We start from the raw sequence: 14,134 nt of genomic DNA, 5'->3' as shown, positions 1-14,134 counted from the left end.
AATGATCAGGGTTTCATGACACGTTGAACAGTACTCAGGTTGCCGTTCTGAATCCTCAATAAGTAAAGTCCGGAAGGATAATTGGCAAAATCCACCTCTGTTTTTTGCTGTTTGATTGCCTGGGTCGACCGTGTACGACCGTTCAGGTCCACCACTTCGATGCTCGCCTGTTTCGGCGAAATGGTACCCGTCACTTCAACTGTGCATTTGCCATTGATGACGGTCGGGTAAACCTTGGCCCAATCTGTCGGAGCCGGTGGCTCAACACCCAGGATAGGGTCTACCTGTACTCTTGCGGTACCCACGCCCGTACCGATTCCACAGCTGTTGGTCACCTTGGTGATAGCATAGGTAGTGGTGGTTTTGGGAGCCAGCTTGAAATTGTAAGGAGTTGAGCTCGCGGTGATCAGCGTGTCTTTTACACCATTGTTCAATGTAAATGTCCAGGGCGATTTTCCCGTGATCTCGGCTTTCAGGTTGGCGGTTTCGCCTACGAGAATCGTTTGCGTTCCTGTCAGTGTCGCAACCGGTAGCGGGCTTGCATTGATCGTGATCGAGCTTACGCTTCCTTTCACCGTGAAATCCGGGTTAGCGCCCGAGCTGACCACGCGCAGATAATAGGTGCCTCCTTTGGTGGTATCAGGGAAGGTGGCGGTAATGGAGTTCGCGGAGGCCGTCGATGAAATGGTATAGAACTTGGCGTCCGCATTTTCGGTCGCTACCTGCAATTTGAAGGTATTACCCGGAGGGAACTCGCCCGATTGCTGGAAAGGAACGGTAAACGGCTTGCTGGCGCAAATTTCCGAAACAGAAGCATTTCCTGTGTTGATGGTGGGAACTTTCACCGTAACCACTGCTTTGCCGTTAATGGTACCTTTACCGCAGACGTTAGACACTTCGGTGAGAAGGTAGCTGGTGGTGGTGCTTGGCTTAACCTGTACCTGATGATCGGCCTGGTCGGTAGTGTCGGTTAATCCGTCCGACAATATGTAAATCCATGGCCCATCGCCGGTAAATTTGATATTGATCGTTGCAGTCTGTCCAAGGTCGATCGTAGGGGTACCTGAGATCGTCGCGGAAGGCAGTGATTTGATATGGATCTTGATCTCTTCTTTCGGGCTTTCGCAGCCGTTAGAGCCGGTTTGTGTTACATAGAACGAGTAATCCTGAACCTTCTCCGTAAAAGGAACAAACGGAACACCCTGGAAATCAGTGTCGTTTGCACCGCGGTACCATTTCAGAACTGTTCCGGTTGCATCGAGTACCGGCGCCGTTGCATTCTGGCAGTATTCGAGGTATGTTTTGGTCACTGGCTTCGGCGTGGTATTTACTTTAACGTCGATCTTGGCACGATCACCGAGGCAACCCGCCAAAGTTTGTGCTACATAGTAGGACGTCGTTCCGCCTTCGGCTGTGGAAGGTGTCGGTGCATTAGGACTTGAAGTCCCGCCGGTCGCCTCGGTACCGAACCAGTTCAACGTTGCATTTGCAACCGGTGTAGCTTCGAGGGGCTTCGCTGCGATAAACTGGCAATATTCTATCAGGGATTGTGAAATGCCTGGGAGGCCTGGGAGCGGTTTGATCGTAACTTTTTGAGCAACGCGGGTAGTACTTTCACAGCCTTTGTTTGACAATTGCGTTACGTAATAAGTTGTTTCCTTCGCCTCTTTCATATTAATCGAAGGGGTGGCTGTGCTGGGGGTTCCGCCGGTTGCGGCTGTGTACCAGTTCAGGGTATTGCCTGCCGATGCTTGCGTCGGGAATGTGTAGTTCTTATCGGTACGTTCCTGGCAGAAAGCTTCCGATAATGTGCTGACGACTCCTGGGGTTGCGTTAACAGTCACATCTAGCTTCGCACGCACACTCTCGCATGTGAGGCTTCCATAGGTGTTGGATTGAGTAACATAGTAGGAAGTTGTACCAACGGTCGTTGCGGTCGGAGTTGGAGGAGTAGTCTTTCCGGTACCACCGGTTGGTCCGTCATACCATTTGTAAGCCGCTCCTGAGGGAGTGAGTGCTAGGGGTTTCGCGCCAACGCAGTAGTCGAGCGGCGTAACTGCCGGAGCAGCAGGCGTATCCTTAATAACCACGTCGATTTTCGCTCTCGGGCCTTCGCATAATCCCGCCGAAGTTTGACTCACATAATAACTTGTGGTGCCCACTGTAGAGGTAGCCGGTACAGGTGCGCCGCTCAAAGCGTTGCCGCCGTTGGCCGAAGTGTACCATTTGAGGCCCGTTCCGGTTGCAGTCAGTGCTGATGCCGAAGAGTTTTGACAAAGGTTTACAGTCGCAGTAACGGTAGGAGCAGTTGAAGGATTTTTAACGATAACAGCAACTTCTTTTCTTTGCTGGCTTTCACATCCGTTTACCGTTTGGGAAACGTAGTACCGGGTTGTGCCGGCGGCATTGGTAGCAGGGGTCGGCGCGGAGGCCAATGCGGTACCGCCAGTGGACGACATGTACCATTTCAAACCGATACCGGTAGCGGTAAGTGGTGACGCGGCTTCATTTAAGCAGTATTCAATCGGTGAAGTAGCGGAAGGAGCCGGGGTTTCGTTGATTGTTACCTTAATTTCCGCTCTCGCACTCTCGCAGGCTCCTACGGTTTGGGATACATAATAACTCGTAACGCCCGCGTTCGCGCTGGAAGGCTTGGGAGCTGTTGGTGAGCTCGAACCGCCGGACGCCTGAGAATACCATTTCAGATTGGTGCCTGTGGCGGTAAGGGAGGACGTTGCTGCGCCGAGGCAATATGAAACGTTGGCTACGCCCGGAGCAGACGGAGGGGTGCATGCATTAACGGTTACGACCAATTCGGCCTTTGGACTTTCACAACCGCCTACTGTTTGCGTTACAAAATAGCTTTTGGTTCCTGGTGCGGCGGTAGAAGGCGTAGGTGCGGATGCTAGTGGCGTTGTGCTGGCTTGTGAGTCGTACCATTTAAGATTTGTACCTCCCGCCGTCAATGGACCTGACGGATCACCGACCGTATAGGACTTATTTGCCACTGTGGGCGCAGCAGGAGGCGTACAGGCGCTCACAGTTACCACCAGTTCCGCTTTCGCACTTTCACAACCGCCTACCGTTTGTGTTACAAAATAGCTTTTGGTTCCCGGTGCGGCGGTAGAAGGCGTAGGTGCGGATGCTAGTGGCGTTGTGCTGGCTTGTGAGTCGTACCATTTAAGATTTGTACCTCCCGCCGTTAATGGGCCCGACGGATCACCGACTGTGTAGGACTTATTCGCTACTGTGGGTGCCGCAGGAGGCGTACAGGCGGTAACAGTTACCACCAGTTCGGCTTTTGGACTTTCACATCCACCTACTGTTTGTGTTACAAAATAGCTTTTGGTTCCCGGTGCGGCGGTAGAAGGTGTTGGCGCAGATGCTAATGGCGTTGTGCTGGCTTGTGAGTCGTACCATTTAAGATTTGTACCTCCCGCCGTTAATGGGCCCGACGGATCACCGACTGTGTAGGACTTATTGGCCACTGTGGGTGCCGCAGGAGGCGTACAGGCGCTCACAGTTACGACCAGCTCGGCTTTTGGACTTTCACATCCACCGACTGTTTGTGTTACGAAATAGCTTTTGGTTCCTGGTGCGGCGGTAGAAGGTGTTGGTGCGGACGCTAGTGGCGTTGTGCTGGCTTGTGAATCGTACCACTTAAGATTTGTACCTCCCGCCGTTAATGGACCTGAGGGATCACCGACCGTATAGGATTTATTGGCTACTGTGGGTGCAGCAGGAGGCGTACAGGCAGCCACAATCACGTCAATTTTGGCCCTTTCGCTTTCGCATCCCGCAGGCTTTTGAGATACATAATAGCTAGTAGTTCCGGCAGCGGCGGTGGATGGTACCGGCGCAGTGGCAGAGCCGACTCCCCCGGTAGGATCTGTATACCAAAGCAAACCCGTCGCAGGAGTGGCTGCCAACGCAGTAGCAACAGCCCCCTGGATATAGTTAACAGGCGTGACAACAGTGGGTGTGGCAGGAAGGGCATTAATCGCCAATGGAACGCTTTCAGAGCCCGTGATCAGGATAACTGCGGCAAGTTTCGAAACCACACGAAGTTTATAGCCAGCCCCCGCAGCGGTACCTGCGGGGATAGTTGCAGCAATGGGTGATGTAGCGGACGTGCCGATTTCGGCAGGCGTCGCACTGAATGCACCAGCGGCATCTGACAGCTGGGCGACGAAAACGACTGCCGGTGCTACGGTCCCTGTGGTTGTGAAAGGGACGGAAACGTCGCCTCCCACACAAGCTGGTGATGGGGTGATCGTCCCCGTGGTAATCGTAGTCTGTCCGAATGAAGCTGCCAGGCAGAATAGCGTGGCGAAAATGGTAAGAAAACTCTCTTTAATAAATGTTCTTTTCATGTATCTGTCTAAATATCTTTCCGCTAACCTTTTGACTGGTAAAGTTAGAGATATTTTTCAAATACGCTGAAGGTGATTTAAGGAAGCTGGCTTTTCCGTTGGATCAATGAACTGTACACTACGTCCTGGATTTTGCGGCGTGTACGCTGGGTGGTAATCGCCGTGTTTTCCGCATCGGGATTGACCCGGTTGGAAAGAAATACAAATACCAGATCCTCCTCAGGGTCCACCCAGACCATTGTCCCCGTGAAACCCGTGTGCCCGAATGAGTTGACAGAAGCCAGCGGCGACACATAGGAACTATTACCATCAGCCGGCGCTTTGTCCCAGCCCAGCCCGCGGTGATGCGACTCGTCGTACATGCGCGAGAAGAGCGGCACCGTGGCCTGTTCGTAGTATCGCTTTCCGGCATAATTACCTTTCCAAAGGTTCATTTGCAGTAAAACGGCCAGGTCGCGTGCCGTGCCAAACAAGCCCGCATGTCCCGAAACGCCTCCAACGATGGCGGCCATCTGATCATGCACAGTCCCTTGCAACAACTGCCCGCGGAAACGGTAATCCTGTTCGGTAGGCGCGATCTGTTTCTCGGGAAAACGGCGCAGCGGGTTGAAACCAAGGTAGGCCAGGCCCAAAGGCTCATAGATATTGGCGGCCACAAAAATGTCCAATGGCTGGCCGGTTATTCTTTCTACAATTTTTTGTAAGGTCAAAAAGCCGAGGTCGCTATACAAATAACCGTAAGTGCCAGCCCGGTCGCGGCGGTTGTTCATCGGAGATTCTACCACCCATTTCCAGACGGAATCTCGCAATGCGCCTTTGGCAAAAAGTTTGGGTGCGACCTGCAAATAATACGCGGTGTCCTGTTTCGAGCTGTAATATTCAGGCAGCAGGCCGCCGGCGCTGGTTTTGGTCCTGTCCCAAAGCGAAGGGTAGAACGAAATCAGGCCCGAGCGGTGCATGAGCAGATCGCGGACGGTAAAGTTCTGTTTGGTTGTTCCCACCAGTTCAGGCAGGTATTTCGATGCCTTTTCGTCCAGACTGATCTGTTTCCGGTCGTAAAGCAGCATTACAGCCTGCAATGTGGCCGAAACCTTAGTGAGCGAAGCAAGGTCGTAGATCGTTTCGGGCGTCACGCGGTCGTTGGTCCGGTAGCTCAGCCCGCCGAATTGTTTTTCGTAAATGATCTTGCCCTGTCTGGCCACGAGCACTTCGCAGCCCGGGAAAACACGGTCATTTACCGCCGCAGTGGCGATTTCATCAATTTTTTTAAGCGAAATACCGTCCATCCCAACGCTTTCCGGCGTGCCGAATGCAATGCGGTTAATGGAAGTCGTGCTCACGCCGGTGCCCGTGTTGTAGGCCAAAACCGAAACCGGCAGACGGCCTTTGGAGCTGAGCGCGCCAAAAATGATCTGCGGCACAATCTCCTGCTGGTCCTTCCCGTCCTGATTTGCGCAAATCAGCGCATCGGTTACAGGAAAATACTGAATGCTGTACGGCGTGCCGAAAATGCAAAGGATCACTTTTTTATGCTGCTGTTTGAGCTGGCCCACAAAATCCGCCATGCCTGTGGTAACGCCGTAATTCCTGCCAGGCTTGGAACTGATGCCGTGAATGTCGACGATGATCGTGTTATAAGGTTCCAGGTAGCCCAGCATTTCGGTGATCTGCTCCTGCGATGAAGGCCCGTCGTAAAACGAATAGCTGCGCATGGGTTTGTAGGTCGAAAGCATTTTCTGGAATGCCAAGCTGCTGCCTTCGCCGATGCTTACCGATGCAATGTCATTGTCCGCTACCGAACCGATGGGAAGCAGGTTATTATCATTTTTTACAACGGTTACGGAAGCCTCACACAGCTCGTGGTAAAGCTCCTTGCTCTTCTCGCTGTTCAGATCGGCGTACAGATTATTAATGTCAACCGGTTGGTATTTGCTCAGTCCGGCCCAGTATTTAGCCTGTAAAATGCGCTTAACCTTATCGTCGATGATCTTCTCGCTGATCAGTTTCTGGTTAATCGCGTCTTTAATGCGGGCTACGGTTTCCGGAATGCTCTCCGGGTAGAGCAGCACGTCGTTACCTGCTACCAGTGCTTTAAGGTTGACGTCGGCCGCCTTGCCGTTTTTGAGCACGCCGCGCATGTTCATCGCGTCGGTAAATACCAGTCCGCGGAAACCGAGGTCCTTCCGGAGCAGGCCGTTCACTACTTTATCCGAAAGCGAGCTGGCCTGGTTGGGCGTATTATCCAATGCAGGAATGTACAAATGGGCATTCAGAACGCCCATCAGGCTGTCCGCAATCATCTCGCGGTAAGGGTACAGGTCGGTATTATTGAGTTGTTCCAATGAATGCGTCAGCACCGGCAATGTGAAATGCGAGTCTGCATCCGTATCGCCATGTCCGGGAAAATGCTTGGCGGTGGCGATAACGCGATTATGTTGGAGGCCCTTCATGTAGGCAATCGACTTCCGGGCCACATTTTCTTTATCCTCGCCGAACGAACGTATACCGATCACCGGGTTCGCCGCATTGCTGTTAACATCCGAAACGGGCGCGAAGTTGATATGAATGCCAAGGCGTTTGCACTGGCGGGCAATGTCGTCGCCCATGCGGTAAATCAGCTGATCATCCTGGATTGACCCGAGTACCATTTGTTTTGGGAAAGAAATGGTACTGTCCAGGCGCATGCCGAGGCCCCATTCGCCGTCGATACCGACAAAAAGCGGAATGTTGGAATGCGACTGGTAGCGGTTGGTAAGCTGCGCTTGCCCCACCGGGCCACCCTGGAAGAATATGAGTCCGCCGATCTGGTAATCGTTGATCAGCTTATCTATGTATTTATAATGGGATTCGTCGCGGTTCGAGTAAGTAGCCACCATGAAAAGCTGGCCGATTTTCTGCTCGATGCTCAGAGATTTGAGGGTACTGTCCACCCACTCGTTTTCGGGGAGGACGAGCACGGGATCGTGGCGTTTTTTAGGGGCCTTGTGTTTGGTTTTAACAACAGCCAACTCGGTTTTGACCGGTACTGTCTTCACCGCCATCATTTTCCAGGCAACAGATGCCATGGAGGTAAGCACCACCAGCGCCACTACAATCACTACAACACGAAACCGGCTGAACCACCAATTTTTCATACCTGAAAACACTGACTTAACGAGGGAATGTTAGGTTTATAACTGACATTGGATTTTATCAAAAGCTACAATAGTAACAAATTTTCAAGGCTTTAAATCCTGAAAAATACTGTTTTAATGCAATTCTAATATTTGCTTAACTGAATATGGTCACCGTAATTACTGTCGGAACATCAAGCCTGCTGCGTGAGCCTCTTGAAAATGTCTTCCAATGACTCGCCCGTTTCACGCAGCTCCTGCAATGAGCTGTCGCTCACCACTTTTCCTTTATTGATGATAATCACCCGGTCGCACAACGCTTCTACTTCCTGCATAATGTGCGTAGAAAAGAGTACTGTTTTGTCTTTCCCGGCCGTACGGATCACGTCGCGGATTTCCTGGATCTGGTTAGGATCGAGGCCGGTCGTCGGTTCATCGAGGATCAGCACATCCGGATTGTGCAAAAATGATTGCGCTAACCCTACGCGCTGCCGGTAACCTTTGGAAAGCTGCCCGATTTTCTTCCGGCGCTCCGGTTCCAGCCCGCACATCGCGATCACTTCATCCACCCGCGTTTTCAGAACGCTACCATTCATCCCGTACAACTTCCCGGAAAATAGCAGGAACTCGGCCACGTACATATCCAGGTAAAGCGGGTTATGCTCGGGCAGGTAACCAATGGCCTTGCGCGCAGGCATAGGCTGCTGTATCACATCGAAATCCGAAACTTTGGCCAAGCCTTCGGTAGGTTTGAGATAACCAGTCAGGATTTTCATCGTCGTCGATTTCCCTGCTCCGTTTGGACCCAGGAAACCTACGATTTCACCCTTTTTGAGGGTAAATGAAATCCCATCGACCGCGCGCTGCGTTCCGTAAACCTTCGTCAGATTGGAGACTTCGATCATGTATTAATTTTGAATGAGTGAATGAATGAATGAATGACCGAATTTTGAACTATATTCTGACCACGTGACTATTCCTGACCACTCCTGACCCAATGACCATTCTTAACCCTTTCTACACTTTCAGGAACAATTTATTCCTGTAAAGTAAATACATAAACGCCCATTGCACCACGATAAATGCAATTACTTCGCCCACTGCTTCTACGCCGTGCGGGAAGTAGCTTAGTAATCCGCCGAACAATGCGCGGGCCGTGTAACCGAAATCGATGAAGCGGCCTACCATATAAATGACGATCGAATTCATGCCTATTACTACAAAAAAGAGCGTCCATTTGCGGTAATTGAGCACATCCACGAGCCAGTAGAACAATGCGAGCAGCAACGTACTGAACCCGCCTGCGCAGAGTACGAACGAGCTGGTCCAGAGGTTTTTATTGATCGGGAAAAAGTAATCCCATACAAGGCAAACGAGCAGACTGACTATCCCAGCAAAAACGAGGTAAACGACTTTGTTTCTTTGGGAAATAATCTCGTGACTGGTTCGCAGCAGCTCGCCGGCGAATATGCCCATCAGTCCGGTTGCTATGGCCGGGATCGTGGAAACCAGTCCCTCAGGGTCATGGATCTTCAAATGCAGACGGCCCGGGATGATCATTTTGTCGATATAGCTGGCAGGATTGCAGTCGATGGTGAGCATACCGGCCCCGCAGCCGGGTACGGGATAGAACATCATAAAAAGGTAGTAGCCAATCAGCAACCCGCCAAACCAAATCCACCGTGCCCGGAAACCGAAGTAGAGGTAAATGATCTGCGCGAACATCCCTGCGAGCCCGATCCGCGCGAGCACGCTCGGGTAGCGCATCTGCGACCATTCCGTTTCGAAAAGTCCGTTATTATAAATGATGCCCAAAATGACGAGGATGATGCCCCGCTGGATCACCTTTCGGATCAGCTGCGAAGGCGGTACTCCTTTTTCGAGGCGGCTGCCCAATGAAAAGGGCGTCGAAACGCCGGCCATGAAAAGGAAAGTGGGAAAAATGAGGTCGTATGCCCGGAAACCGTTCCAATCGGGATGGGTAAACTGGTGGGCCAGGACGATCGCCCACGACCAGCCGGTCACTTTGGCGAGCACATGGAAAATCTCTTCGCCACCCGAAATCCAGAACATATCAAAACCACGCAACGTATCCAGGGACAATAACCTTTGTGAAGGAGCACTATCTTTCATCTGATAAAACAGGGTGTAGGGAAATAAAATTTGGAAAATTGAATGGAGTTTGAAATAAAACCAATAGCAACTACTGTAAAGATTGCAAAAAATACCATTCGAGCTTCTGCGTAAAACTATATTTATTTGAATAAGTCTAAAAGTCACGAGGATAGTGAAAAAGTAAGGCGATATACATGGGTCGGCCGAAACGCCGTTATAAGCTTCGAATTTTTAACCCATTATCACCCCATGAAAAAAATCCTGACGCTATTCTTCGCCCTCGGCCTGCTGCTGGGAGGTCTGGCTACTTCCGATTCATTCGGGCAATCGCGTCGTAGCGACGGCCGCCGTAGCGACGGTCGCCGTGACGAGGTGTACCAAAACGACGATCCTGCGAATAGCAAGCTCAACAACCGGCGGCTCGAAAAGAACATAGACAAGTACGCCGACCAGCTTCAACTCAGTAAGCGGCAGCAGAAACAGCTCAAAAAAATCGACCGGCGTTATGCAAGAATAGAAAGAAAAATGAAGCGCCGCGGCGATAATAAAAGAAGCGACCGCAAACGCCTGGCCGAAGAAAAGCGGCTGGAAGTAATCGAAGTGCTAACACCAGACCAACAACAGACGCTGGAAGCATTGTCGAAGAAGGGGAGGTTTAGCTTTGATCAGTTGTTTGGAAGATAACCTTTCGACATTGCCTGATCATAATTATTCAGGATTTAAATCCAAAATAATCATAATATTTTTGGATTTGAATCCGTGAATGTCATGAATGCCGGTTACTTACTGGACCTTACTTGACAACCCTAACCATTCCTGACAATACCCGTCCCATTACTTCAACCGCTCCAACCAACCCTCAATCGCCGGCCCCGAAAGGTCGAACAGCAGGCCTGGCAGAATACCGATGAGGATGGTGAGAATTACCAGCGGCACGAGCATAAGCTTTTCGCGACGGGTGAGATCTGTAAGAATCTGCGTGGTGGCGTTTTTATACCAGAATGAACTGAAAAACATGCGCTGGTAGGTCCATAGGAGGTAACCTGCGGCCAGGACGATACCGAGCGTGGATATTGCCGGGATCCAGACGGGCAACGCGTCGGACTGAAATGCACCCATAAGCGTGAACAACTCCCCGACGAAACCCGAAAAGCCTGGGAGGCCCAGCGAGGCGAAGAATGCGATGCCTGTGATAATGGTGTATTGCGGCATAACGGTGATCAGGCCGCGGTAATGGTCGATGCGGCGGTCGTGCGTACGGTCGTACAACACGCCGGTGAGCAGGAACAGCATTGCCGATAATATCCCGTGGCTGACCATTTGGTAAATGGCACCATTAAAACCTTCCGGTGTGAATGCGGCGATACCGAGTAGCACGAAGCCCATATGCGAGACTGACGAGTAGGCGATCATTTTTTTCAGATCGCTTTGACCTAATGCATTGAAACCACCGTAGACAATCGAAATCATCCCCAGAATAGCCAATGGAATAGCGCTGTACAATGCTTCGGATGGGAAGAAGCCGTCGACGATCCGGATGAATCCGTACCCCCCGATTTTTAGCAAAATACCTGCCAATACGACTGAAATGGGCGTAGGCGCTTCCACGTGTGCGTCGGGCAGCCACGTATGCAGGGGTACGACAGGAAGTTTGACTGCGAAACCGATGAACACAAACCAGAATGCCAGCAGACGCACCGGTATGTTGCCAATGAAAAATTCGGAAGCAGCACTGAGGATAGAGCCTGGAATGTAATTGCCTGGATCGGTAAGGTAGGTGAAACGGAATGTGTGGATGAGTTGCTCGGGGGCAATTTTACCGTCGAAAAGCCATTGCTGGATCTGCGGGATCATATCGGGATGGATCACATCGTCGGGACCGATAAGGCCGACCATACGGGCAGTTTCCACGGGGTCGATTACAGAAAGGTACAGGCCGATCATCACGATCAGGATCAGCAATGAGCCGAGGAATGTGTAAATAAAGAATTTCAATGCTGCATATTCACGCCTCGGGCCGCCCCACAGGCCGATGAGGAAATACATCGGCAAGAGCATGAATTCGAAGAACAGGTAAAAAAGGAAGAAATCCTGCGCCAGGAAGCATCCCATGACGCTGCTGCTCAGCAGCAGGTACAATGCAAAATAGGCCCTCGATTTATGATTGATATTCCATGAACTCAACACGCCGACAAAAAGGACGACTGCCGCCAACAGCACGAGCGGCAAACTAATGCCATCCACAGCCAAGGCATAATCAACGGAAATGACACCCAGCGAGCCGATGGGCAATGTGATCCAGTCGCGAACCTCGGAAAGTTGCAGCGCAGCGTCCTGGCTGTTGAAGGAAAAGTAAGTGACCGCTGTCACAAGCACTTCCAGCAGCAATGCCACCAGGGCGATGAGACGGAAGTTGTCCAGGCGGTCGACCGGCCAGAATGCGACGGCCGCAGCGCCCAGTAATGGTATGGCAATTAAGAAGGTAAGTATATGATCAATCATCAAAGCATTAATTTAACCTGCCAGGCCACGTCAGATCGCAACCAGCCAGAATATCAATAAAAAGACGCCCATTACCGCCACGATATAGTACGACTGTATCCGGCCGCTCTGCATGTTCCGCGCACCCCGGCCGGCGGAGCGGATCGAGAAAACGGTGAGGTGTACAGCGCCGTCGACAAACATCCTGTCGAACCAGGCAATGAAGTGCCCGAACACGAGGCTGCCTTTTGCAATCAGATCGACGAGGGCATCGACAATATTTTTTTCGAACAGTTTGAGATATTTCGTGATAAAATCGAATGGAATGATGAAGTAATGCTCGGTGGAATAGCCGCGCAGCCAGTTCCATGGGCTTTGAACGGGCTCGCTTGTCGAAATAGGTTCGTTGACGCGGAATGGGTTCATGGCCCCGGTTTCACGGTAAGCCAGGAAAATCGAGATGAATGTGACGGCGCTCGCCGCAAACGGCACCCACGCCAGATGCGCTCCGTGCTCTTTGCCAATCCAATGCAGAAACCAGCCTTCGGCATTGAACGGATTGACCGAGAACCAAAAGAACAGTGACAATCCAGAAAGTAGTACCATCGGCAGCCACATGGCAACCGGCGATTCATGCGCGTGCACGGCGGCCGGGAAGCGTTTTTCTCCAAAAAACACCAACCATACCTGGCGTGTCATATAAAAGGCAGTTAACCCGGCCGACAAAATGACCAGCACAGGGAATAAGTAGCCCAATGCGCCAAATTCCGCAGCCCACAGGAAACCTTCAGTAATGATCGCGTCTTTGGAAAGGAAGCCGGAAAAGAACGGTAACCCTGCCAAAGCGGCCGCGCAGACGGAGAAACAAATGAATGTGATCGGTAGTGCCTTACGTAAACCGCCCATCGTGCGCATATCCTGCGGATCAAAACCGGGTAATTCATTGTCCGGCGTAACCGCGTGGATTACCGAACCTGCCGAAAGAAAAAGACCGGCTTTGAAGAATGCGTGCGTGGCCAGGTGGAATAATGCAGTCTGCCAGCTTCCGAAGCCTACAGCCATTACCATCAGTCCGAGCTGCGACATGGTCGAATACGCCAGCACTTTTTTGATATCCCAGCCTTTTAATGCCTTTACAGCCCCGGTAACCATGGTAATGGCCCCGATCACCAGAATCACCATTCGTGCATCGACCGTGAGTAAAAAGGATATTCTGGCCAAAAGAAAAATGCCCGCAGCCACCATCGTAGCCGCGTGGATCAATGCTGAAACCGGTGTGGGACCTTCCATAGCATCGGGCAACCAACCCGAAAGCGGAAATTGCGCCGATTTGCCGACACATCCGCCGAAAAGGCAAATGCCTATCGCAGTAAGAATGCCTGGGGGAATGGTGTGGATCTGCAGCGAAAGCAATTCTAAGTCCGTAGAGCCGATATAGTAAAAGAGCATCAAAATACCCGTCAGGAAGGCTGCGTCACCGATGCGGTTGAGTACAAATGCCTTCTGTGCTGCCCATACAGGTCTTTTTTTAGTATACCAAAAACCAATCAGCAGATAAGATGACAGCCCGACAAGCTCCCAGAAAACGTACATCACGAGCAGGTTGCCCGCCAGCACGATGCCGAGCATTGAAAAAAGGAAGAGCTGAATGAATGCAAAATAGCGGTTCAGTTTGCGGTCGTCGTGCATGTAGGCGGTAGAGTACAGCTGCACGAGCAACGCCACGAAGTGCACGATGATGAGCATCAGGGCCGCAAGCTTATCGAAGCGGAGCGAAAGATCAATGAAAGTATCCCCGATGTGAACCCATTGAATGGGGATCATCACCCATTTAAAGTCAATAAAATAGGCTGATCCGGGCGTAACGAAGCTTAAACTGCCTAACAAGCCTGCCGCCGTTACAAGCGCCCCGAGCCATCCTGCAAATTTATTTAGACTTTTTCCACCCAGCCACAGCAATAAAAAACACGAAAACGGCAAGCCCAACAGCAGATAAGCAGGTAAGTCGAATGCAGTATCGGGCATAAGGTGGGAATTCGATTAATTTCGGCA

Annotated in this window: 7 protein-coding genes; 1 reads left to right on the top strand and 6 read right to left on the bottom strand. The window is 51.4% G+C overall.

Annotation, left to right across the window (positions count from 1 at the left end; translation table 11 throughout):
* Positions 1–5: 5 nt before the first annotated feature.
* From AAHB90_RS09980 to AAHB90_RS09965, 4 genes are all read right to left on the bottom strand, one after another.
* Positions 6–4,373 carry an Ig-like domain-containing protein gene (locus AAHB90_RS09980; RefSeq protein ID WP_342084813.1) on the bottom strand — a complete coding sequence of 1,456 codons (4,368 nt, stop codon included), beginning with the start codon at positions 4,371–4,373 and terminating at the stop codon, positions 6–8.
* 77 nt (positions 4,374–4,450) lie between these two features.
* Positions 4,451–7,507: a glycoside hydrolase family 3 N-terminal domain-containing protein gene (locus tag AAHB90_RS09975; protein WP_342084812.1), complete on the bottom strand. Its 3,057-nt coding sequence runs from the start codon at positions 7,505–7,507 to the stop codon at positions 4,451–4,453.
* 173 nt (positions 7,508–7,680) lie between these two features.
* The gene (locus tag AAHB90_RS09970) at positions 7,681–8,391 is read right to left on the bottom strand and encodes an ATP-binding cassette domain-containing protein (protein WP_342084811.1); all 711 of its coding nucleotides are present in this window, start codon (positions 8,389–8,391) and stop codon (positions 7,681–7,683) included.
* Between the two features lie 112 nt (positions 8,392–8,503).
* Positions 8,504–9,619: an acyltransferase family protein gene (locus AAHB90_RS09965; protein WP_342084810.1), complete on the bottom strand. Its 1,116-nt coding sequence runs from the start codon at positions 9,617–9,619 to the stop codon at positions 8,504–8,506.
* 231 nt (positions 9,620–9,850) lie between these two features.
* Between AAHB90_RS09965 and AAHB90_RS09960 the strand changes: the two genes are divergently transcribed.
* On the top strand, positions 9,851–10,285 hold the full coding sequence (locus tag AAHB90_RS09960) for a hypothetical protein (protein ID WP_342084809.1): 435 nt from the start codon (positions 9,851–9,853) through the stop codon (positions 10,283–10,285).
* Positions 10,286–10,435: 150 nt separating this feature from the next.
* Here the strand turns inward: AAHB90_RS09960 and AAHB90_RS09955 are convergent, their stop codons facing one another.
* Positions 10,436–12,103, bottom strand: a complete 1,668-nt coding sequence (locus AAHB90_RS09955; RefSeq protein WP_342084807.1) for a complex I subunit 4 family protein — start codon at positions 12,101–12,103, stop codon at positions 10,436–10,438.
* A gap of 30 nt (positions 12,104–12,133) precedes the next feature.
* A complete protein-coding gene (gene nuoL, locus AAHB90_RS09950; protein WP_342084806.1) occupies positions 12,134–14,107 on the bottom strand; it encodes an NADH-quinone oxidoreductase subunit L in 1,974 nt (657 codons plus the stop codon).
* Between the last annotated feature and the right edge of the window lie 27 nt (positions 14,108–14,134).

Source organism: Dyadobacter sp. OTU695, from assembly GCF_038440355.1.
Taxonomy (GTDB): domain Bacteria; phylum Bacteroidota; class Bacteroidia; order Cytophagales; family Spirosomataceae; genus Dyadobacter.
This window is presented reverse-complemented; position numbering and strand designations above follow the sequence as displayed.

Coding starts and splice junctions, on each gene's coding strand:
- AAHB90_RS09980 (WP_342084813.1), bottom strand. CDS start 4,373: ATGAAAAGAACATTTATTAAAGAGAGTTTTCTTACCATTTTCGCCACG.
- AAHB90_RS09975 (WP_342084812.1), bottom strand. CDS start 7,507: ATGAAAAATTGGTGGTTCAGCCGGTTTCGTGTTGTAGTGATTGTAGTG.
- AAHB90_RS09970 (WP_342084811.1), bottom strand. CDS start 8,391: ATGATCGAAGTCTCCAATCTGACGAAGGTTTACGGAACGCAGCGCGCG.
- AAHB90_RS09965 (WP_342084810.1), bottom strand. CDS start 9,619: ATGAAAGATAGTGCTCCTTCACAAAGGTTATTGTCCCTGGATACGTTG.
- AAHB90_RS09960 (WP_342084809.1), top strand. CDS start 9,851: ATGAAAAAAATCCTGACGCTATTCTTCGCCCTCGGCCTGCTGCTGGGA.
- AAHB90_RS09955 (WP_342084807.1), bottom strand. CDS start 12,103: ATGATTGATCATATACTTACCTTCTTAATTGCCATACCATTACTGGGC.
- nuoL (WP_342084806.1), bottom strand. CDS start 14,107: ATGCCCGATACTGCATTCGACTTACCTGCTTATCTGCTGTTGGGCTTG.